Annotated in this window: 21 protein-coding genes; 5 read left to right on the forward strand and 16 right to left on the reverse strand. The window is 47.2% G+C overall.

Annotated features, from left to right (window positions below; translation table 11 throughout):
• Positions 1-147: 147 nt before the first annotated feature.
• Positions 148-1,737 (reverse strand): peptide chain release factor 3, encoded by a 1,590-nt coding sequence (prfC, locus tag J4N45_RS15470; protein ID WP_252012339.1) that lies wholly within the window; start codon positions 1,735-1,737, stop codon positions 148-150.
• Between the two features lie 336 nt (positions 1,738-2,073).
• Between prfC and J4N45_RS15475 the strand changes: the two genes are divergently transcribed.
• Positions 2,074-3,252, forward strand: a complete 1,179-nt coding sequence (locus tag J4N45_RS15475) for an MFS transporter (RefSeq protein WP_252012341.1) — start codon at positions 2,074-2,076, stop codon at positions 3,250-3,252.
• A gap of 53 nt (positions 3,253-3,305) precedes the next feature.
• Here J4N45_RS15475 and J4N45_RS15480 read toward each other — a convergent pair whose 3' ends face one another.
• Entirely contained in the window at positions 3,306-4,442 is a 1,137-nt protein-coding gene (locus tag J4N45_RS15480) for a BamA/TamA family outer membrane protein (protein ID WP_252012343.1), read from the reverse strand.
• A 284-nt stretch (positions 4,443-4,726) separates the two neighbouring features.
• Between J4N45_RS15480 and J4N45_RS15485 the strand changes: the two genes are divergently transcribed.
• Positions 4,727-6,382: a FlgO family outer membrane protein gene (locus tag J4N45_RS15485; protein WP_252012345.1), complete on the forward strand. Its 1,656-nt coding sequence runs from the start codon at positions 4,727-4,729 to the stop codon at positions 6,380-6,382.
• 68 nt (positions 6,383-6,450) lie between these two features.
• On the opposite strand, the gene J4N45_RS15490 is transcribed toward J4N45_RS15485, so the two are convergent.
• The 7 genes from J4N45_RS15490 to ubiT all read right to left on the reverse strand — a co-directional run bounded on the left by J4N45_RS15490 (position 6,451) and on the right by ubiT (position 10,884).
• Positions 6,451-6,855, reverse strand: coding sequence for a YMGG-like glycine zipper-containing protein (locus J4N45_RS15490; RefSeq protein WP_128648295.1), 405 nt, complete (start codon positions 6,853-6,855; stop codon positions 6,451-6,453).
• Positions 6,856-6,933: 78 nt separating this feature from the next.
• Complete coding sequence (locus tag J4N45_RS15495; RefSeq protein ID WP_252012347.1) at positions 6,934-7,701, reverse strand: SDR family NAD(P)-dependent oxidoreductase; 768 nt, start codon at positions 7,699-7,701, stop codon at positions 6,934-6,936.
• A 183-nt stretch (positions 7,702-7,884) separates the two neighbouring features.
• Positions 7,885-8,676 (reverse strand): hypothetical protein, encoded by a 792-nt coding sequence (locus J4N45_RS15500; RefSeq protein WP_252012348.1) that lies wholly within the window; start codon positions 8,674-8,676, stop codon positions 7,885-7,887.
• A gap of 178 nt (positions 8,677-8,854) precedes the next feature.
• The gene (rimI, locus tag J4N45_RS15505; protein WP_252012350.1) at positions 8,855-9,322 is read right to left on the reverse strand and encodes a ribosomal protein S18-alanine N-acetyltransferase; all 468 of its coding nucleotides are present in this window, start codon (positions 9,320-9,322) and stop codon (positions 8,855-8,857) included.
• Positions 9,309-9,740, reverse strand: a complete 432-nt coding sequence (locus tag J4N45_RS15510; RefSeq protein ID WP_252012352.1) for a DNA polymerase III subunit psi — start codon at positions 9,738-9,740, stop codon at positions 9,309-9,311. The genes rimI and J4N45_RS15510 overlap by 14 nt, the downstream gene beginning before the upstream one ends.
• A 117-nt stretch (positions 9,741-9,857) precedes the next feature.
• On the reverse strand, positions 9,858-10,373 hold the full coding sequence (locus tag J4N45_RS15515; RefSeq protein ID WP_252012354.1) for a GNAT family N-acetyltransferase: 516 nt from the start codon (positions 10,371-10,373) through the stop codon (positions 9,858-9,860).
• Positions 10,357-10,884, reverse strand: coding sequence for a ubiquinone anaerobic biosynthesis accessory factor UbiT (ubiT, locus tag J4N45_RS15520; protein WP_042473597.1), 528 nt, complete (start codon positions 10,882-10,884; stop codon positions 10,357-10,359). The genes J4N45_RS15515 and ubiT overlap by 17 nt, the downstream gene beginning before the upstream one ends.
• Positions 10,885-11,063: 179 nt before the next feature.
• Here ubiT and J4N45_RS15525 point away from each other — a divergent pair, with 179 nt between their 5' ends.
• From J4N45_RS15525 to J4N45_RS15535, 3 genes are all read left to right on the forward strand, one after another.
• A complete protein-coding gene (locus J4N45_RS15525; RefSeq protein ID WP_252012355.1) occupies positions 11,064-13,103 on the forward strand; it encodes a sensor domain-containing protein in 2,040 nt (679 codons plus the stop codon).
• A gap of 149 nt (positions 13,104-13,252) precedes the next feature.
• Positions 13,253-14,266 (forward strand): ubiquinone anaerobic biosynthesis protein UbiU, encoded by a 1,014-nt coding sequence (gene ubiU, locus J4N45_RS15530; protein ID WP_252012356.1) that lies wholly within the window; start codon positions 13,253-13,255, stop codon positions 14,264-14,266.
• Between the two features lie 12 nt (positions 14,267-14,278).
• Positions 14,279-15,157 (forward strand): U32 family peptidase, encoded by an 879-nt coding sequence (locus J4N45_RS15535; protein WP_252012357.1) that lies wholly within the window; start codon positions 14,279-14,281, stop codon positions 15,155-15,157.
• Positions 15,158-15,216: 59 nt separating this feature from the next.
• Here the strand turns inward: J4N45_RS15535 and J4N45_RS15540 are convergent, their stop codons facing one another.
• From J4N45_RS15540 to rbfA, 7 genes are all read right to left on the reverse strand, one after another.
• The gene (locus tag J4N45_RS15540; protein WP_252012359.1) at positions 15,217-16,557 is read right to left on the reverse strand and encodes an MATE family efflux transporter; all 1,341 of its coding nucleotides are present in this window, start codon (positions 16,555-16,557) and stop codon (positions 15,217-15,219) included.
• A gap of 48 nt (positions 16,558-16,605) precedes the next feature.
• Positions 16,606-17,022 (reverse strand): MarR family winged helix-turn-helix transcriptional regulator, encoded by a 417-nt coding sequence (locus J4N45_RS15545; RefSeq protein WP_252012362.1) that lies wholly within the window; start codon positions 17,020-17,022, stop codon positions 16,606-16,608.
• 118 nt (positions 17,023-17,140) lie between these two features.
• Positions 17,141-18,076, reverse strand: coding sequence for a lipoprotein NlpI (gene nlpI / locus J4N45_RS15550; RefSeq protein ID WP_252012364.1), 936 nt, complete (start codon positions 18,074-18,076; stop codon positions 17,141-17,143).
• Positions 18,077-18,250: 174 nt separating this feature from the next.
• Entirely contained in the window at positions 18,251-20,383 is a 2,133-nt protein-coding gene (gene pnp, locus J4N45_RS15555) for a polyribonucleotide nucleotidyltransferase (protein ID WP_252012367.1), read from the reverse strand.
• Between the two features lie 343 nt (positions 20,384-20,726).
• Entirely contained in the window at positions 20,727-20,996 is a 270-nt protein-coding gene (gene rpsO / locus J4N45_RS15560) for a 30S ribosomal protein S15 (protein ID WP_005380094.1), read from the reverse strand.
• A gap of 118 nt (positions 20,997-21,114) precedes the next feature.
• Complete coding sequence (gene truB / locus J4N45_RS15565; RefSeq protein ID WP_252012369.1) at positions 21,115-22,068, reverse strand: tRNA pseudouridine(55) synthase TruB; 954 nt, start codon at positions 22,066-22,068, stop codon at positions 21,115-21,117.
• The gene (gene rbfA / locus J4N45_RS15570; protein WP_042473586.1) at positions 22,068-22,484 is read right to left on the reverse strand and encodes a 30S ribosome-binding factor RbfA; all 417 of its coding nucleotides are present in this window, start codon (positions 22,482-22,484) and stop codon (positions 22,068-22,070) included. Before rbfA ends, truB begins: the two co-directional genes overlap by 1 nt.
• Positions 22,485-22,579: the final 95 nt, after the last annotated feature.

Genomic DNA, 22,579 nt, shown 5'->3' on the forward strand with positions numbered 1-22,579 from the left:
TATAAAAAGAGCAATGTTACGTTAGTAACGAGCAGTGGTTCTCCCCCTTAATAAGGGGGAGCTAGAGGGGGTAAGCTCTTAAAAACCCACACACCAAACAAAAAAAAGCCGCTCTCCCGAGCGGCTTTCCCATTCAATCAACCAGCATTAATGCTCACGCGTCGCGCGGAACTTAATATCCGGGAAACGTTCTTGCGCTAGGTTTAGGTTTACCATAGTTGGTGCAACATAGCTTAGGTTGTCGCCACCATCCAACGCTAGGTTGGTTTGGTTCTTACGCTTGAACTCTTCGAGCTTCTTATCGTCGTCACACTCAATCCAGCGTGCTGTCGCAACGTTAACGCTCTCGTAGATCGCTTCAACGTTGTACTCAGATTTCAGACGCGCAACAACCACGTCAAACTGAAGCACACCAACCGCACCAACGATCAGATCGTTGTTTTGCAGCGGACGGAATACCTGTACTGCACCCTCTTCAGATAGCTGAACCAGACCTTTCAGTAGCTGTTTCTGCTTCAATGGATCTTTTAGGCGGATACGACGGAACAGTTCCGGTGCGAAGTTTGGAATACCAGAGAACTTCAGTGATTCACCTTGAGTGAAGGTGTCACCAATCTGGATAGTGCCGTGGTTGTGAAGACCGATAATATCACCTGCGTACGCATTTTCTGCGCGCGCACGGTCACCCGCCATAAAGGTGACTGCGTCAGAGATACTGACGTTTTTACCGGTACGAACGTGGTTCATCTTCATACCTTGCTTGTAGGTACCCGATACGATACGCATGAAGGCAATACGGTCACGGTGTTTAGGATCCATGTTTGCTTGGATCTTGAACACGAAACCAGAGAACTTGTCTTCTGTTGCTTCAACGTCGCGCTCGTTCGCTTGACGTGTTTGTGGTGCTGGTGCCCACTTAGTCAGACCATCTAGCATGTGGTCAACGCCGAAGTTACCAAGAGCGGTACCGAAGTACACTGGCGTTAATTCACCTTTTAGGAATGACTCAAGATCAAACTCAGGGCATGCGCCCATTACTAGCTCAAGCTCTTCACGCACGCTTTCAGCAAGATCAGCGCCCACAGCTTCATCAAGATCTGGGTTATCAAGACCTTTGATGATGCGTACTTCTTGGATTTCGTGACCGTGGCCAGATTCATAAAGAATCGTTTCGTCACGGTGGATGTGATAGACACCTTTAAACTCTTTACCACAACCGATTGGCCAAGAGATTGGCGCACACATCATGCCCAGTTCGCTTTCGACTTCGTCCAATACTTCCATTGGGTCACGAACGTCACGGTCAAGTTTGTTCATGAAGGTAACGATAGGCGTATCGCGAAGGCGGGTAACTTCCATCAGTTTACGAGTACGATCCTCGACACCTTTCGCAGCGTCAATAACCATCAAGCAAGAGTCAACCGCCGTCAGTGTACGGTAGGTATCTTCCGAGAAGTCTTCGTGCCCTGGGGTATCAAGAAGATTAACCAAGCAGTCGTTGTATGGGAACTGCATCACGGAGGTTGTTACCGAGATACCACGCTCTTTTTCCATTTCCATCCAGTCCGATTTCGCGTGCTGAGCACTGCCACGGCCTTTTACTGTGCCTGCTTTCTGAATCGCATTTCCGAATAACAGTACTTTTTCAGTAATGGTGGTTTTACCCGCATCCGGGTGAGAGATGATCGCAAAAGTTCTGCGCTTAGAAACTTCTTGCTGAAATTGAGGATTTGACATGAATCTCGATCTTCTTGGTTTGTAGAATAGCGTTTGAGAGTATTGGCTCAACCACTACTCGAAGGCGTCGAAAAAATAATGGGCGCTATTTTCACCGATCTGGCTTCGATTCTCAATCACTAGTTTCCTCAAGCAACTGACTAACCGTTCAAAGGCTCAGTAACTTACTTTCTCCGCTTAAGTAACAACGGGTTACACACTGCTCAACGTAAATCGCCTCCCATATACTTTTTGCCGTAAACCGAGTTTCGATAAATAAGAGCGTTTCCCAGTGCTTTTAGCTATCGCAATTTCATTTCGTTTTGACCTTAGGGTCTTTAATTTGGGGAACACTCCATGAAAACTTTTAAACCTTGGTACATCGCACAGATGTCAAACGGGGTGGTTCAGTGGGCGGGCATCGCCCTGATGCTGACACCGCTTATTATCGAACGCACAGGCAGCGGCGCTCTTATGGGCAGCGTAATGTCTCTGATTGGCCTGTTTGGAATCAGCGCACCACTCATTGGTTGGCTCGCCGATAAATATGGTATCCACCGCCAGATGCAAAAAGTAGCGCTATTCTCGCACCTATTTTCACTGGTGTTGCTCTACTTTGCGCAGACGGAAATCTACACTTACCTGTTGGTTGGACTGACTATAGGTATCGGTACGGTCTCTCAATTGGTACTGAACCCGACATTTGTTCTTAACTCTCTTCCAGAAAACGAGCAAGCACGTGGGCTGAGTCGCCTATTTCAGTTCCAGTTCTTGGGCGTGGTGATTGCAGGCTCGCTCCTCGGGATTGTCAGCCTATTAGGTTGGACTAGTGAACAAAAGCTGCTGATGCTCATGGTATTGGTCTGTATTTCTATTGTTACTGTATTTATTGCACCGCCACCGAAAGTCAAAGTGCCTGAGGCTGAAAAGCAAAGCGACGATGAATCACTGACAAAGAAAAGCAACAAGCGCACTGCAATCGCATTTGTGATGTTCTTGGCAACCGTGTTCATTTCCATGTTTACTGCCAGTAACTTGATGGAAACTGGACCTATCATCATCAAAGAAGTGTTTAACGTCGATCTTGGACACTCTGCCTTTGGTCTCGCAGGCTCCGCGGTATTAACCATGGTACTCCTTGAGCCAGCTGGTCGCCTCGCAGAAAAAAGCAGCCCTTATATCATTTGGATGGTGTCACTGGCTTGCTATGCAGTAACCTCGATAGGTCTGTGGTTAGCAATAGGCACCAATATTCCAAGCCTTGTTCCTATCTTGTTAATAGTACTACTCATGCAAGCGATCTCTTGGTTTGATATGGTCATTCCAGCGATTGCAGAAGAGCTAAGCCCAAGCTCTCCAGCTTTGACCCAGGGCATTCTGATGTTTGCGATGGCGATTGGCTTCGGAGTAGGTACTTACATTGCAGGTCAGCTCATCGACGCTGGAGGTTTTGTATCGGTTGTGGATTATTGTGCGGCAAGTATCATTGTGACCTTGATGTTAGCATTCGCTACTCTGTTGTTTAAACGTAAGTAATTACTCACATTAGAGAACAAAGGCTGGATGACTCCAGCCTTTGTTTTATTCAATCACAGCTGCCACGCATGCCCGACAGTAATGTAATACGCCCACTCCTCTGGACCTTTCGCAGCATCCACACCTACCCGCATATTAAGCTGTCTTGCGACCAAATATCGGAAGCCGCCACCGACGACACTTTGATACTCTGCATCGGAGAAGCTTTGTCCATCTTCAATGGCTTTACCGGTTCCAGTAAATCCGATGATTGACCAACGAGGTGTGATGTCATAGCGCGCTTCGAGCTCAGCCAATGCCATATCCTGTCCTTGGTAGCGCATGGCCGCAATGCCGCGCATATTAATAAAAGGTCTGGCGTAGTATGGCGCATCATCGGTAACCGTTTGGTAATCCCCTCTGACGCCGATAATGAGATCATCTCGGACGGGTGCGAAGTAGTTCACCTGTGCACGAGCTTTTGCGTAGTCGACGTCGCCACCAAATGCCGTATTGTGGAAGTCGGCACTTAGCTTAGCTTTTAGCCCGTCATTAGGCGTAAAGATGGTATCCCGACTGTCATAAGTAACCTTGAGCTCGACACCTGCGTCCTCTAAATCAAAATCGATTGGCGGAATATTTGGGATCGAGCCGCCTAAATCGAACGTACTTTTTGAAGAAAGAATCGAGTACTTGGCACCAACAAACCAATTGCTGCCGGCGACTCGGTAGTCAATATCCTGCATGAAATAGAGACCATCGATATTAAAATCAAACGGGGTATCGACAACGTAATATTTGAGGTTGAAAGAGCCATAGAACAAACCACCTTGGTAGCGCCAAGTATCCTCTTGCCATGAACCAAAATGGAATGCGCCAGTTAGCCAAGAGCCATTCTCGGTTGCCGCCGCTGCTACTGCCGTGACACTTGGCGGCAAACCCACCACTTCGTCGGGGTTCTCTTCTCTAAGCTGTTTGCGCTTCTCAGATTCATGGAAAAACAGTAGCGCGGCACCACCACCAGCGCCAACGGCTGGGTCAGTAATAATGATGGGCACTGGCATAAAACCCACGGCGTTATCCAGCACCCATTTACTCGCATCAAACATTCCATCTTTGGGATCAATAAATTGCCCCATCGCCCCAACATTTGACGAGACACACAAGGCTGAAATCGCTGCCAGAATTATCCTATTATTCGTCTTTTCCATGACCTCTCCCCACGCGTAAAAACGCACAGCATTAGCGGATATCAATCGTTACATAATAATCACGTTTAGATAACAAAAGCCACTGAGTTGGCGACACTTTTTAGTAAAAATGTCAGCCTGTCGGCTCGCTGTAAGCATTCAGCTCGTCTATAGTTACTAGTGGTAAGTCTATGGTTTAGATTATTATTTTAACGGCGTTCATACTTTTATATTGGTATGAGTAGCGAGTGATATCTAGTTTTTAATCAAGAAGTGAACTCGTTACTATTTTTCAATGTCCTAAAGTGGCAGAATACGCAGATCCTACAAAGAGAGAGTTAGCAACGGTGTCAGAACAAGCTCCATTAGATATTCGAATCGAAGAAAATCAAGCCCGTGTGAAAGATCAACTCAATCGCATTCTTTCCAGCAAAGCATTCGACCAAAGCCCTAAGATGAAGCAGCTCCTCTCTTTCGTTGTAGAGCAAACTTTGGCGGGTAATGGAGATCGCTTAAAGCAATTTACGATTGCTACCGAAGTCTTTGATCGTGATGCTGATTTTGATCATCAAGCAGACCCAATTGTTCGAATTCAAGCGGGTCGCGTCCGACGCACTCTCGAAACGTATTATTTAACGGAAGGGGTTAATGACCCATTGGTACTGTCGATCCCTAAAGGTCGCTACAGCCCTCTCTTTACCCCTCAGGTTCCACAGGCCGCTCGTCAATCAACAACTCTGGCGCAAATGGTTGGCGAGACCAATAAATCGCTTAATCCAACCATTACTGTACTGCCATTTTTGTCTCTATCAGATGATGCTGAAAAACGCTTCTTTGCAGAAGGTTTTGGTGAAGAGCTCGCCACTGAGCTTGCTCGCTTTGACATGCTAAAAGTTGTCTCGATGCATGCCCTTGGTGATACCAATATTGACCCTCGCACGTCCGCGGATGTTAAAGGGCTTGGTGAGAAGCTCAACGTATCGTTTATTACCTCAGGTACTATGCAGGCCCTTGGCAACAAAGTGCGTATCTATGCCAAGTTATATCGCACCGACAGCGGAGAGCAAGTCTGGGCTGAAAAGTACACCTGTGACCTCGCTACCGAAGACCTATTCTCTGTTCAAGACGACATCATCGCCGAGATTGTTGCTGAGCTTGCGTCTAGCTTTGGAATTATCCATCGTGAAATCTATGCAAGCTGCAATCAGAAGAAGATCGAGCACTTATCGACTTATGAAGCCACCCTGCGCTATCGTCACTACCTAATGACGCTGACAGAAGATACCCACCTTCAAGCCATGCAAGCATTGCTTAGCGCGGTTCAGAACGAGCCTGATGTGGCGCTGCTTCACTCTATGCTCGCGGTTCTGTACTTTGACGCCGAGATGCTCGGTATGGGACAGGTCGACAACGCTGTTGAAACTGGTCTGAACCACGCTCGCCGCGCGGTAGAGCTAGAGCCAAGCAACCAAGAAGCTCAAATGGCAATGCTGATGGCACATCAGTTGAAAGACGACGTTAACGGCATTATAGAGACAGTCGACAAAGTATTGGATATCAACCCGAATGCCGCTTATCAGATTGGTTTGTGTGGCTGGGCATTGTGCATGGCAGGCGAATTCGAACGAGGCCTAGAGCTGATTCGCAGCTCTAAAGAGTTGAACCCGTTCCGTCCACCTTGGTTCTCGATTGCCTCTGTGGTGTATAAGATCATGCAAGATGACTTTGACGGTGCTGAGAAGTCGGTCAGCAAGCTATCGCTGCGTCGTCTATTTTGGATCCCGATGCTCAAAGCGGTCATCCAAGTCTACAAGGGTGAATTCAAACAAGCGCAAGCAAGCTACAAAGAAATGCTACAAATCCGCCCTGACTTCGAGGGCAATGAAGAGCGATATTTGGGTGCCTTTATCTCAAGCCCAGCCATTAAAAACAAGCTACTTGAAGCCCTAGAGCGTTTATAAAAAGTTAGAATCGAAAAGAGAGCCGATTGGCTCTCTTTTCTTATAGTTTGATGGCTGTGAATTCCGAATTAGTCGTACAAAGCGTCGTCGTAGATCTCTTCGGCTAAGTACTCATCTTCAATTTCTTCTTCGACGATCTCTTCGGCGATGTACTCTTCTTCAATATATTCTTCCGCCAGATATTCCTCAGCAATGATCTCGTCTTCAACGATCACATCCGTTGCCACTTCACAAGCACCCTCATAGTAAGCACCATCAATAGCACCACCGACCGCGCCAGCACCGCCGCCAATCACAGCGCCAGTTTTTGCTCCATCACTGCCATCAACAATACCACCAACAATCGCTCCGGTAATCGCACCATCGACTGCACCGACGACGGCGCCTTCCGCTTCTTGATCGCAATAATAAGCAAAAGTACTTGAGCTGAGCATCAATAGGCATGCTCCTAAAAGTAAACGGGTTTTATTCATAAATAAGCTCCAAATTATTGTGCTAGTTGGTTCTTGTGCAAGTTGGTTCTTGTGCAAGTTGCTCTCTGTGCGAGCTGGTCACTGTGCGAGCTGATTGTAGGCATCGATACTCATGCCGGCGCTGAAACCGCCGTCAACACCAATTGATTGGCCATTCACAAAGCTACTGTCTTCCGATGCTAAGAAATGCACCACCGCGGCGACTTCTTCTGGCTGCGCGATACGACCAAGTGGGACGGCGCGCTTCTCCATGCGAAGTTGTGGCTCGCCACCGGACGTGTGCGCACGCGGGGTATCGACAGAGGTAGGACAGACGGCGTTGACCCTTACTTGCTTGGTACCAAGTTCAAGTGCTGCGGTTTGAGTAATACCCAAAACCGCCCACTTTGAGCTAGCAAGCGCACCCAGGTATGGCACGCCCTGTGTACCGGCAACCGATGCAATATTGATAATGCTGCTGCCTTTTGGCATGTAAGGTACAGCGTGTTTGATCGTCAAAGCCGTACCCAGCGCATTCACTTCAAAGTTGGCGTTGTACTCCGATTTCTTCGACTCCATGATGGTGCTGTAGCCATTGGTCGAGCCAGCACAATTCACCAACACGTCAATCTGGCCATAGCGCTCGAACGCAATCGCCATAAGCTCGCTTAGCGAGAACTCATCGGTCACATCGGCATAGACATAGTGCGCCTCCAGCGTCTGCAACGCAGGCTCGTTCGCATTGACACCGGCAATCACCAGTTTTGCGCCTGCATTGATTAAACGCTTAGCAATCGCTTCTCCGATACCTGACGTTCCACCAATCAATACAACGACTTTATCGGTAAGCTGAAATGGCATAGACATTATGCGTCCTCATGGATTTAACTCGGTTAGAATTTCACTGTGACTCAGTGTAACGACTCTGCGAATTGGGATGGAGTTAGTAACTGGAAACGATCCAGTAACAAGGGAACTAAAAAGTAAGAATAAAGTAGAGACTAAGGCATCCTTGCCTTAGAGTTGAGAGGAACTGTTTACGCTAATTGGTTAGAAGAACCAAGTGGCACCAATACGCACTTCACGATTGCCATCAAGATGCTTCATGCGTGACTCTGTGCCTGCTTTGAAGAAGTGTTCTGAGTATGTGACGTTACCCCAAACGCTGCCATCGGAAGTCAGTGGCACACCACCTTCGAAGTTAAGTTCAAGTGACTGCTCGTTTTTACCAAACGCGTTGTTGTAGTTCGCGTACTGTGGGTTCACGGTGACATAATGACCTTGCTCAGACAGATAGAATGAGTTGAACCAGTTTGCCTGCCAACCATTTTCAGAACGACCATTGTCGTACTCGTTACGCATCACGGCGATGTTCGGGTAAGAGACCCAGTTTTCAAACGGAGTAATCACTTTTGCAACGGCGCCTACTGCTGCGGTTTGCTCTACACCGCTTTGCTTTGCTACCCAGTTTGAACCATAGCTAATGTAATCAAGCGAGAAGCCAATTTCAGGAAGCACCTCTGAGCCCGTCGCATGCACTTGGAAGTAACGTGCGCGAATACGAGACAGGCCAAAGTCTTTCGACTTACCTTCTTGTCCGTCAAGGTTGGTTTGGAAGTCGGTCTCAAACTGACCTAGGTAGCCAATGTCTTCATTGTAAGAGCCAGCCATGTTCAATTGCAGGCGAGTTAGGCCGTCTTTGCCTTTCGCGCCAGAATCAACTTTTAGGTAGGTTTGAGGACGAGTCACGTCAGCAGGGTCATTGGTTTGCTCTTCCGATGCCTGAGCATTGACTGTCAGTGCAGCTAGGAACGCTGCAGAAAGAGTTGAAATGTGCTTCATGTTTTTAATCCCATGATTATCAATAATTGCGGGCAGTATGAAGCACTGGCGAGTTATTCGAAGTAACTCTGGGTAATGTAACCTATCTATAAATCTGACGGTTTAGTCGGCGTTCTAACTAAGTTTTAGGCACGATAGAGCGGAAATTTAGAGTTGAGGCGCGTACGACACACCTCTGTCACATTGCAGAAAACAGAAAGTGATAGCACATGATGACCGCGTCTTCACGACCATCTTCAGTTGGGTAGTAATCACGGCGTCGGTCGACCTCATTAAAGCCCTCCGCCAAATAGAGCGACACAGCGGGCACATTACTCTCTCTCACCTCTAGCCATGCACTCTCCGCTTGGGAAGTCTCACAGTAGGCTAAAAAGTGCTGGACCAATTGACGACCATAACCTTTGCCTTGATGAAGTGGTGACACCGCAATGTTTAATAGCGACACTTCACCAACAATATTCTGAGCATAGAAATAGCCAACTGGCTGTTCATCCACCAGCATAACCACATTGTGCGCGCCTCGACCGTTTAGGTCATGGAGCATGGAGGTTTTCCAAGGGTGGCTATGCGCTTGACTCTCAATACTTACAATAGCGTCGAGATGGGATGTTTGTATCTCAGTAAAGGTGATATCAGTTGTAGGCACGAATTTGATTCCAAAGCTGTCGTTTTTGACTGTCGTCACCTTCGATCTCTGCCAAATAAGACGATTGAAGAAACTTAGGTTTTGATGGTATGTCGAGCAGTTGCAACCAGTGCTCAAAACGGTCAGCAGCGTGCTCATCGCCTGCGAACCACATCCAAGTCGGGACAGATTGCGCGTCAAGTTGACCAAGCTGTTCTGGCGTGATGTGCAAGACACTATCAAGCTCTAACTTCATCGCCTTTAAGATTTTTTCAAAGAATGAGACGAGCTCTCCCTCCGGCTTCACGGCTGACACAAACAGCAGTTGGCAAGATGGAGCGAGTGAAAATGTGGCTTGAGCACTGTTTGGCATTCTCTCTGGGTGAGTGAGCTCCCAAGTTTGAATACCCATCAGCTGTAGCGTGGTGCTGTTATGCATAGGACTGCCTGCTTATCAGGTTCGACCAAAATCCGAGTATGTTGGGCGAAGTGTAACAGAGGCGAATTGGATCACCAACACACGAGTAAGTAGGATCTTACTCGTGTGAAAAATGAATTAAAGCTCTAGAAACTCTGGGCTGTATTCAATCACGCCCGATTTACCGGAAAGAAGAGTCTGAATCGAGTCTGCCGTCAATGATTTTACTTGGAATGCACCTTCAGGTACTTCCCATTGACAGCTCAATCCCTCTTCGCTTGCGGAGCTAAAGCCAAACTTTGAATAGTAATTCGGATCGCCAAGCACCACACACGCTGGATAGCCAAAGTCTGGTAGGGTCTCGAACGCTTCTTTTACCAAAGCCTTTGCAATACCTTGACCTTGGTGCGATTGAGCCACTGCAAGTGGAGCTAAACCCTGCCAAGCATAGTCTTCGCCATTGAGCGTTACGGGTGAGAACAGCACGTGGCCAATCACTTCCCCTTCGTCAGTGCATGCCACAAGCGACAGCGTTAAGCGGCTGTTCTCGCGAAGTGCCATCACCAAGTTTGCTTCCGCCTCTGTATCAAACACTGACTTAAGTAGGCGGTCGATGGCAAGAATGTCAGCGGGTGCTTCAGTTCGAATAAGCATTAGGTACCTCACTTGCGCCTTGAGCTGGCTGCAATCCTTTATGAACGAACTCTGCAAGATGCATCAATGCTGACAACATTGGTTTTGGAAGCGCGTCAAGATCAACACTATCCATTAAGTTCTTTACTTCTAAGCCTAGTTCGGTATCACCCTCAATGCTTAAACGGCGTTGGAAAAACAGCGTATCAGGATCTTCCTTACGCCCCGCGATTAGGACTAAGTCATTCAGATTACCGCTAAAACTGACGTCTTCTTGCTCAACAGATTCGGAAACGACGAGCGTCTCATCGTTGTAGGAAATATACCAACTGAGGTTTAGATCACGAATATGAACTTTCAACCACTTCTGTTCTAAAAACTCGAAATCACCGTCCTCAAGTGCTTCTTTAAAAACGGTTTTTAGCCCTTCAAGCAGCGCTTTATTCTGAATTTTGGTTGGCAGAAAATGGACTGGAGATCGCAAAATTTGTGCTGCGTTTTTAACTAGTTGACTTCGAATCTTGTCTAACACGCGGTTTTTCCGTTAGTTTGTACTTAAGAAACGACATAATACGGTATTCGTACAAAAAAAATCCTGTTGTGCGTCAAATATTTTTTGCTTTTGTCTTAACCCTTTTCTAACGGATAAATCACAGTTATAGTGTGTGGGTTACTGATATATAAGCGCTTCAGAAAACTGGTAGTACATTGATGTCATCCAAATTGTTAAAGGAATACTTTGCTAAGTTAACATCCAATAGCCCTTTCTTTTTTGCTATTTTGGATGACGAGCACCGTTACTGGATGGTCAATGATCGCTATTGCGATGTCGCGGGACTTACCCACAGTGACCTGGTCGGTATGAATGACCACGAGGTTTTAGGCGCCCGTTTCTACAATCACCTCAAGCCGTACTATGAGCGTGCCTTTCTTGGTGAATCCATTGAAGCCGAAGTCACGCTCGATGAATCAGATATCGAATCTAGTCTTCACTTTAGCGTCTCTCCTATTGAACTCAATGGCGTAATCGAATACATCGTCTTCCATGCCATCGATACGTCAGAAAAGCAGATCATCACTCGCTCCCTAGAGGAATCCGAAAGCAAATTTTTAAAGCTTGCTGAGTTAATTCCCGATGGGTTGCTACTGGTTGAAGATGGCTGCATTTTGTCGGCAAACCCGGCTTCAGCACGCCTATTTGGCTACTCAAGTCAAAGCGACTTACTCGGAGAGTCACTAACACGACTCCTGCGCAACGAAAACGACAATCAACGAATACAACTTGATCTGAGTCAGGTCGACGCTAAGACACCGCTTACCTTCTCAACCAGTGACTATTGCGGCATTCAACGCAGACTCTCATTGCATGTCGATAGTGCCAATCTATTTGGTGCCAATGCGCACCTAATATTAGTCCAAGACCTTGATGAGAAACCGAGTCCTGTTGCAAAAAACAGTCATGAAGACGCGAATATCGACGCGCTCACCAAGCTGTATAACCGCCTCGGGTTTACACGCTGTTTGGAGCATTTTATTGAGGAAAGCACCCCGTTTGTGATGCTTTACCTTGATATCGACAATTTTAAGAATATTAATGACTCATTGGGTCACCATATCGGCGACCGAGTGATTCAAGAGGTCTCAGCACGCCTCAAACGCTACTTGCCTCAGCATGCGGTTCTCGCTCACCTTGGTGGCGATGAGTTTGGCATCATTTTGCCAGAGCCTGATAGCAACATAGCCGCTGATGAGCTAGCAGAGAAAATCATTAGCCTAATTAACCAACCCTTCGACCTACACCATTTCAGCAAAAGACTCGCTTGCTCGATTGGTAGCGTCCAATCACCAAACGATGGCAATGATGCTCGCATCCTGCTGCAAAACGCCGATACCGCAATGTACGAAGCAAAGGCTCGCGGTCGTAACCGTTTGGTGAAGTTCAACGACCAAATGAACAAAGAAGCACGTATGCGCTTGTGGCTTGAGATCGAGCTACAAAAAGCACTGCAACAAAATGGTCTTGAGGTATGGTATCAGCCTAAGGTGAACGCGCGTGACTTCAGCATTAATGGTGCTGAAGCGTTGGTGCGTTGGAAGCACCCTGTCGAAGGTTACATTAGTCCAGCGTCTTTCATCCCTGTCGCCGAGCAAGCGGGCCTGATCGAGAGTTTAGGCCGAGTGGTTATGCGTGATGTCTTCACCACTGTGAAACGCTGGAAACTTCAAGGCATCTTGCCAGGCCGCGTCGCGATCAACCTATCGCCTGAGCAATTTGGCAACCCTAAGCTTATTGACTACATGGAGCGCTTACTGCGCAGCACCGGACTCGATCCAAGCTGTATCACCTTTGAGCTGACCGAAAGTGCGGTAATGAGTAACAGTGAACACACCTTGCAGATGCTCAACTCAATCAAGAAGCTTGGCTTTGCGCTCTCTATTGATGACTTTGGTACCGGGTACTCTTCGCTCTCTTACCTTGCGCACTTCCCTATCGATGAACTTAAGATAGACCGAGCGTTTATCATGGATATCGATACGCTACCAAAACAGCTCACGGTGATCGAGAACATCATCAACCTTGGTAAATCACTGAATCTGTCTGTTGTTGCCGAAGGCGTCGAGACGCGCCATCAAGCGACACTACTATCCAACTTAAACTGCAATTCGATTCAGGGTTTCCACTTCCATCGCCCACAACCAAAGCATGAAGTCGAAGCACTATTTGCTCAAAACCGCCGACACAGAAACTAGCCAAAGAGACTGAGCGTTTATCCCCCAAATTAGCTTACCTCTTTGGTGTTAATTCGTTGCTTATTAAGCGAAACCTGCCTTATATCAAATTGACCTTTATCAAATCTTCATAAAATGCGCTCTACTGACAGATTTATGGTAATGAGCATATGGAACTCTTATGCCCAGCAGGCAACTTACCTGCGCTAAAGACTGCAATTGATTGCGGTGCCGATGCCGTTTATATCGGCTTTAAAGACGATACCAATGCCCGCCATTTTGCGGGGTTGAACTTCACGGGTAAAAAGCTTGAACGTGCCGCGCAGTATGTTCATGACCACAACAAAAAGCTGCATATCGCCCTAAATACCTTTGCTCACCCAAATGGCTTTGAGCGCTGGACGAATGCCGTTGACCAAGCCGCAGACCTAGGTGTTGATGCACTGATTGTGGCCGATATCGCCGTACTGGATTATGCTGCAAACAAGTACCCAGATCTTGAATTGCATCTTTCAGTACAAGCCTCTGCGACCAACGTAGCTGCCATCGATTTTTATCATAAGAACTTCAATGTGAAGCGCGTAGTTCTGCCTCGCGTACTGTCGATTCATCAGGTCAAACAGCTGTCTCGAAACATGACGTCAGACGTTGAACTTGAAGTGTTTGCGTTCGGCAGCCTCTGCATCATGTCTGAAGGGCGTTGTTATCTGTCTTCTTATTTAACGGGCGAATCCCCGAACACAGTGGGCGCTTGCTCTCCAGCGAAATATGTGCGCTGGCAAGAGACAGAAAGCGGGTTAGAGTCACGTCTAAATGACATTCTAATCGACCGCTATGCACAAGGTGAAAACGCTGGCTACCCTACGCTTTGTAAGGGGCGTTTTGAAGCGGAAGTTGACGGTGAACGCAAGCGCTACCACGCCCTTGAGGAGCCAACTAGCCTAAATACCCTATCTATGTTGCCTGAGCTGTTTGCTGCGAATGTCGCATCAGTGAAAATTGAAGGTCGCCAACGCAGTCCTGCCTACGTCGAGCAGGTGACTCGCACCTGGCGAGAAGCCATTGATATGTACCAACGCAACCCAGAGCAATACCAAGTAAAACCAAGCTGGGATAGTGCTCTAGCCAACGTTTCTGAAGGCACACAAACGACACTCGGTGCTTACCACCGTAAGTGGCAATAAGGAGCAAAATACATGAAGTATGCATTAGGGCCACTGTTGTACTTTTGGCCAAAGCAAGATGTAGAGAGCTTCTACGAACAAGCAAAATCAAGCTCTGCCGATATTATCTATCTAGGCGAGAGCGTGTGTTCTAAGCGCCGTGAAATGAAACCTACTCATTGGTTTAATATTGCTAAAGAGCTCAGCGCATCGGGTAAGCAAGTGGTGCTATCCACTATGGCACTACTCGAAGCGCCGAGTGAAGTGAATATCATGAAGAAGTACATCGACAACGGTGACTTTGCGATTGAAGCTAATGACGTATCCGCTATTCAACTCGCCAGTGAAAGCAAGGTGCCATTTGTCGTTGGGCCAGCGGTAAACACATACAACGCTCGCACGCTACAGTTGTTTGCTAAGCAAGGCATGATTCGTTGGTGCATGCCAGTTGAGCTGTCACGCGAATGGCTAGAAAACGCCATGAACCAAGCAGACGACTTGGGCATTCGTGATCAGTTCGAGGTAGAAGTATTTAGCCACGGTTATTTACCGCTCGCGTATTCTGCGCGCTGCTTCACTGCTCGTGCGGAAAACCGCGCGAAAGATGACTGCGAAACCTGCTGTATTAAATACCCGACAGGCCTCCAAGTAGAGAGCCAAGAGGGCCAGTCGGTGTTCAACCTAAACGGTATCCAAACGCAATCTGGTTATCAGTACAACCTAATCAACGATCTTAAGTCGATGGAAGGCTTGGTCGATGTTGTACGTTTGAGCCCACTTGGACTGGATACCTTTGCAGAGGTTGACCGTTTCAGAGCCAATGAAGACGGCAGTAACCCAGTCGCCTCACTCGACCGTCAGTGCAACGGTTACTGGCATCAGATTGCTGGTCTCGACGTTAAGCAGATCTAGTTAAAGTCAGTCCAATGTATAAGGCCTCGCAATTCGCGAGGCCTTATCGTTTCAGAGGGCTAAGCCGTGGCTTCAGCATAGCCACTCGTTTGCAGCTTACGGATGTCACGCCAGATCATCACACCCACCACAACACTCAACGCCACATTGGATAGCGGATAAGCAATCCAAACCCCAGTCACTCCCCAGAGTTTTGGCATCACATAGAGGAATGGTAATTGAATCAGCATGTTCCCTAAAGTGACAAATAGCGCCTTTCTGCTGTAGCTGATCGCTTGATAGTAAGCGGCAGCTACCACTATAAATCCATCTAAGAACATCGAGAAAAGATGCAACCTTATCCCCGTCACGGTGTGTTCAATAAGCAGCGGTTCTGATGAGTTAAATACCGATACCGCTTGATATGGGAACAAATTCAACAGTCCGATAAATGCAGCCCCGCCTAACACAGAACTTAACATAGCGACATTAAACAGCTTACGCATATTATCTTCACGGCGCGCACCATAGTTGTAACTCAATAGCGGCTGCATCGCATTGGCAATACCTTCGGCAATCAAATAGTAGAATGCGACGATGTAACCAAGTATCGCATAAGCTCCGACTAAGGTAACCGAGCCATACTCTGCAAAGAGTGCATTGTGTATCGCCACCATAAATGAGCCATAAGCGTACATAAAGAAGCTCGCCAAGCCGATAGAAAAGATCTTGGGCAGCAAATGGAACTGAAACTTAAAGTCCTTGAGCATTAAACGCATCTTTGCTCTAGACGTAAAGAAGTAACCAATACCTAAAACAGTGACCACAGATTGAGCGATAGCGGTTGCTAGAGCAGCCCCTGTTAGCTCCCACCCCAGTAAGGCAATAAACCAATAGTCGAGCGCTATGTTGATCACCGCGCCCAGCACCATAAGCAATGTCGCCATGTTAGGGCTATCGTCATTACGCAGTAGAAACGGAACTGCGATGGAGCCGAGCGCAAACACACCACCGACAATGAGTATATCGAGATACTGCATTGCCAACTCATACATGCGACCCTGCGCGCCCTGAAGCAATATCATTTCATCCGCAAATTGCCACAAAGCAATCGCGACAATAGGGCTTAATGCGAGCAAGGCCATCATACCGGTTGCCAATGCCTGTTTCGCACCTGCAAGGTCATTCTCACCCTGCTTGATGGAAGCCAAAGCGCCCGTACCCACGCCGACCATCATCCCAAGTCCAAGGATGACACTGATAACAGGCCAAGCGACATTGATACCCGCGAGACCTTCCCCGCCCATATACTGGCCAATGAATATCCCATCCACGACTTGATACAAGCCGTTGACGAGCATGGCGGCAATGGTTGGGATCGCATAGCGCCAAAACTGTTGATAGATTGATTTTTGTTTCATAACGACTTTACTACGATTTTATTGTTATCAGATGGCTCATTCAGAACCCTATTCTGGCCTCAGAGCCTTTGTCAGTAGCTGGTTGAGTGATGCAAACTCACTCTGTGAGAGGTTTACTTTTAGTTTTTCAGCAACGGCGCCGTAAATCTCGGTTTCTGATGCCAAAGGAATGCGAGCCTTCTCCGTAAGTATCACTCTTTTCGCCCGGGCATCTTCTGGGCATGGTAGGCGCTCCACCAAACCTTTCTTTTCCAACCGCTTAACCATGTTGGTTGCCGAAGGTTTAGATACCTCTAACTCCTTGGCGAGATCAGTAAGGCGTATTGGTTCTAACGAAGCCTGTACCGTCTTCAAATAGTCATACTCATTAAAACTAAGATGCGAGAGTGGATCTTCCTTACAGTAACTGCGCCAGACCTTAGCAGTCAGTCGCTCCATTTTCTCTAAATTGACTTCTATAGACATTCATATTACTTATTAATTAGCATAGCTAACTATTTTAGGGCGATTAGAAATAAACTTCAACGCATAAAAAAACACCAGCCAATGGCTGGTGTTTTCGAATTCAACGTGTCTCAGAGAATTAGGCGTCGCTAGGCTCTGCGTTCGCTTGCTCTTCTTGCTGTTTCTTCGCTTCTTCTGCTTGTTGAGCTCTAACGATTTCAAAGATTTTTGTCAGCTCTAGGAATGCGTACTTATGCTCTGCAAAATCGTAGACGTTTTGGGCGATTGCCAACTTATATAGCGATACGGCTGTTGGGAAATCACCGTCGATTTGATGACGCTTCGCAAGATAGAAGTACACTTCTGTCAAACGCTCTGCCAATACATTGTTGTCTCTGCTGCTTGCCAGAATCGCTTGGAAGGCCTGCTCTTCTGATATTTGGTCTAACATCAGCGCGACCAAGATCCAACCCCAATCTTTATTGCGAGATAGATATTGCTTATTGAGGTTAATCGCAGCTTCTGATGGACTCGCTTCACGAGAGATGATGTAAAGCCATAACGCGCGGTATGGATCTGATGGCTCTTCTTGGTAATAACGCGTCATGCCTTCGATAGCGAGAGGAATACGGTCCCCGTAATAAAGTGCAATTGAACGGTTGCGGAGCGCGTAAGAGTTGGCAGGATCCAGCTCTAAGCTTGAATCAAATGCTTCATAGGCTGAATCAAAATCACCAATCTGCGTGAAGTATTGGCCGACTTGGTTGAACACCACTGGCTGAGCAGGGTTAAGCTGAAGCGATTGGTTGAAGTCAAGCTGCGCCAAATCACGCATACCTAGACTATTGAAATAAGAACCACGCTCAAAGTGCATTTTAGCGCGCACGTCATTATCAAGATCACTGCGTTGAAGTAGCTGAGTCAGTCTTGCAACCTGTACTTCATATTGAACATTGGCTTGCAAAGGCACTGCCATTGGTGGGTTTAACCACTGCTGATCTTGCGTTGATGAGTTGGATGCACAACCCGTCACGACGGCCACTAAACTCAATCCTAAGATTCGAAACCACTTCACTATATTCTTCTCCTTAATGCCTGCTATCGCTAAGCGTAACTGACGGCTTTTATTTAATTTTTTTGCCGTGCTGCTTTAATGGTATAGCAGGTAATTTCCTTCGCGCACTAAAAAAGGGGGCGATTGCCCCCTCTTTATAGCATGCTTTTAGACGCAATGGTCTAGAAATGCGAATTATTCTGCGTCAGGTGCCGCTTTTTCATTCGCAGCTTCCGCTGGCTGTTCTACCGCTTCTTTCATGCTTAGACGTACACGGCCTTGGCGGTCGATTTCAAGTACTTTAACTTGAACTTCTTGGCCTTCTTTCAGGTAGTCAGTCACTTTCTCAACACGCTCTTGAGCGATTTGAGAGATGTGTACTAGACCATCTTTACCTGGAAGAACCGTTACGAATGCACCGAAGTCAGCTAGACGAGCAACTTTACCCGTGTAGATCTTACCAACTTCAACTTCTGCTGTGATAGCTTCGATACGAGCGATCGCATCTTTCGCTTGGTCACCGTCAGTCGCCGCGATCTTGATAGTACCGTCGTCTTCGATCTCGATAGTCGTACCAGTTTCTTCAGTTAGCTGACGGATAACCGCGCCACCTTTACCGATAACGTCTTTGATCTTGTCTGCGCTGATCTTCATTGTGTGGATACGTGGAGCGAACTCAGAGATCTCTTCACGAGCACCAGAGATAGCTTCATCCATTACAGAAAGGATGTGCTTACGTGCACCTTGCGCTTGGTTAAGAGCAATTTGCATGATCTCTTTAGTGATACCTTCGATCTTGATGTCCATTTGAAGTGCAGTGATACCAGTGTTAGTACCTGCTACTTTAAAGTCCATGTCACCTAGGTGGTCTTCGTCACCAAGGATGTCAGAAAGAACAACGAAGTCGTCGCCTTCTTTAACAAGGCCCATTGCGATACCCGCAACAGAAGACTTGATTGGAACACCTGCATCCATAAGTGCCAGAGACGTACCACATACAGAAGCCATTGAAGATGAACCGTTAGATTCAGTGATTTCCGATACAACACGAACTGTGTATGGGAATTCTTCAACAGAAGGCATTACTGCTGCGATACCGCGCTTAGCCAGTTTACCGTGACCGATTTCACGACGCTTAGGAGAACCTACAAAACCCGTTTCGCCAACACAGTATGGAGGGAAGTTGTAGTGTAGTAGGAAGTGATCTTTACGCTCACCAGTTAGCTCATCGATGATTTGAGCATCACGCTGCGTACCAAGAGTCGCAGTTACGATTGCCTGAGTTTCACCACGAGTGAACAGTGAAGAACCGTGAGTACGTGGAAGAACACCAGTGCGCACGTCTAGTGCACGAACCATGTCTTTTTCACGACCATCGATACGTGGGTTACCCGCGATGATGCTGCGACGTACAACTGTCTTCTCTAGATCGTGGAAGATAGTGTGAATTTCTTTCGTGTTCGCTTCTGGATCTTCAGCAAGAAGAACATCGTTCACTTCTGTTGCAATCGCGTGAATGCGGTCGTAACGAGCCATCTTTTCAGTGATTTGGTACGCTTCAACTAGCTTAGCTTCCGCTAGCTCTGCGATACGCTCGTTAAGAGCCGTGTTCTCTTCTGGAGCAACCCAATCCCAAGCAGGAGTAGCAACTTCTGCTGCAAACTCGTTGATTGCTTTGATAACAACTTGCTGTTGGTCGTGGCCGTAAACCACTGCTGATAGCATCTCTTCTTCTGTTAGGTTGTCTGCTTCAGACTCAACCATAAGAACAGCGCCTTCAGTACCCGCAACAACTAGGTCTAGTTTAGAGTTTTCTAGCTCAGTGTTGCTTGGGTTTAGTACTAGTTGACCATCAATGTGACCAACACGTGCTGCACCGATAGGACCGTTGAACGGAATACCAGAGATAGCAAGAGCAGCTGAAGTACCGATCATTGTTACCATGTCTGGTTGAACGTTCGGGTTTACAGACATTACTGTCGCGATAACCTGAACTTCGTTTTTGAATGCGTCTGGGAATAGTGGACGAATTGGACGGTCGATTAGACGTGCAGTCAGTGTTTCGCCTTCAGAAGGACGACCTTCACGCTTGAAGAAACCACCTGGGATTTTACCTGCCGCGTAAGTACGCTCTTGGTAGTTTACTGTTAGTGGGAAGAAGTCTTGACCTTCAACAGCTTCTTTTTTACCAACAACAGAAACGAATACTGACGTATCGTCCATTGTTACCATTACAGCTGCAGTAGCTTGACGTGCGATAACGCCTGTTTCTAGCGTCACAGTGTGGTTGCCGTATTGGAACGACTTAACAACTGGTTTTTCGAACATTGTATTTCCTTTTTTCTGGAGCAAGTCCAGATCATTTGATTGTGCGCTCAATGCATTACAAATCGCGACTAGTTCAAACAAACTTAGCTCTTTGCTCTAAGCAGCTAGTTCTGTGCCGCTAAAAGCGAGCAAATGTGCTTGGAATAGTCGCGACCCTGCGGTCGACAAAATGGACTGTAATGTACTGAGCAGATTGTGACTAAACGGATATGCTTTAGACAACTCTGTTTAGACGGGACGTAGTATAAACTACTTAGTGGAAGTTTTGCCATTAACTAAAGAATTTAGCTAACAAAAAAGGGGCATATAGCCCCTTTTAACAAACTTTCTATGCAGACGCTGATTAGCGACGTAGGCCTAGACGTTTGATTAGGTCTTGGTAGCGAGCTAGGTTTTTACCTTTTAGGTAATCTAGAAGCTTACGACGACGAGAAACCATACGTAGAAGACCACGACGGCTGTGGTGATCGCCTTTGTGTGCTTTGAAGTGACCTTGTAGGTGGTTGATAGAAGCTGTAAGTAGAGCTACTTGAACTTCTGGTGAACCAGTGTCGCCTTCGCCTTGTGCGTATTCTGCAACGATTGCTGCTTTAGTTTCTGCATTCAGAGACATAATTCTCTCCTAATAAGAGTAAGTTTAAAATTTGTAGCAGCCAATCTCTGATTCAGCCACTACGCGAAGCGCGAATTATAGGGAATAATTCTAGCTAGAGCAAGGAGTATTCGTTGCTCTATTGAGCACTTTCTTCCTCACGGAAAACAACGAGTCGCTTAGGTGCAAGCTTCGCATCGTCATTCATCGCGCCAACGCCGATGAATAAACGCTCTTCACCCATGGTCATGCGTACTGGCGCATCGACTGGCAAGCCTGAAACCTGTACTGGCTGACCATGCTGAAGCAAGTCACCAAGCTCAGGTGATACATTCACTTCTTGAAGGTCTTGTACTGCGCTGTCCATTGGCATCAGCAGTGGGTCAAGCAACTCTCGCGGCTGACGCTCCTCGCGCTTCGCCTGCTCGAATAGCTCGTTAAGCTGCTCTAGGGTCACCATGTTCTCATAAGGGTACTTAGCAACCGCCGTACGACGCAGCATAGTCACGTGCGCACCACAGCCTAGCATTTCACCGAGATCATCGACGATAGTACGGATGTACGTGCCTTTTGAGCAGTGTACTTCCATCTCTACTTCGTCACCTTCAAAGCGATGTAGGACGATTTCATACACAGTGATCTTGCGCGCCTCACGCGGTACTTCGATACCTTGGCGAGCGTACTCATAAAGTGGCTTACCTTGATATTTCAGTGCTGAGAACATTGACGGCACTTGATTAGACTCACCACGGAACTTATCGATGCATTCATCAAGAAGCTCTGGAGTTACGTTGATATCGCGAGTTTCAACCACTTCGCCATCAGAGTCAGAGGTATTGGTGCGCTCGCCAAGTTTAGCGATTACGCGGTAGCGCTTGTCTGAATCCAATAGGAATTGCGAAAACTTGGTGGCTTCGCCCAAGCAAATTGGCAGCATGCCCGTTGCTAGTGGGTCAAGAGCACCCGTGTGCCCTGCTTTTTCAGCAAAGTAGATACGCTTTACTTTTTGCAGAGCATCATTCGATGAGATACCGGTAGGTTTATCTAGAAGGATAACGCCGTTGACTGGACGTCCCTTGCGACGTCTAGCCATTACTGCTCTTCTCCCTCAGCGCCGTTTTCTTCGCTACGACCAGCTTCGTTTTGCTTACGCTTATCTTCGCTGACCACTTCGCTCACTAGGTTAGACATACGCATACCCTCGACAAGCGTGTTGTCGTAGTGGAAACGTACTTCTGGCGTTAGACGTAAGCGAATGCGCTTACCTAGCATCATTCGAATATGAGCCTCATGCTCACGAAGTGCCGCAATGCTTGATTCAGGGGTTTGCTCACCCACACATAGGAAAGTCACGAATACTTTTGCGTAAGCTAGGTCACGAGACACTTCTACGTCTGAAATCGTCACCATACCAAGGCGAGAGTCGCGAACTTCGCGTTGAAGGATAAGAGCAAGCTCTTTTTGTAGTTGCTGCGCAACACGTTGTGTGCGGCTAAATTCTTTTGACATTTCTTTACTTCCTATAGAAAGAATGGGGGGATGGTAATAACCAGCCCCCCATGGCGTATTCAACAACCATCAATACTCAAGTTAAAAACTGAGTA

It is taken from the genome of Vibrio sp. SCSIO 43140, from assembly GCF_023716585.1.
In the GTDB taxonomy this organism is placed as follows: domain Bacteria; phylum Pseudomonadota; class Gammaproteobacteria; order Enterobacterales; family Vibrionaceae; genus Vibrio; species Vibrio maritimus_B.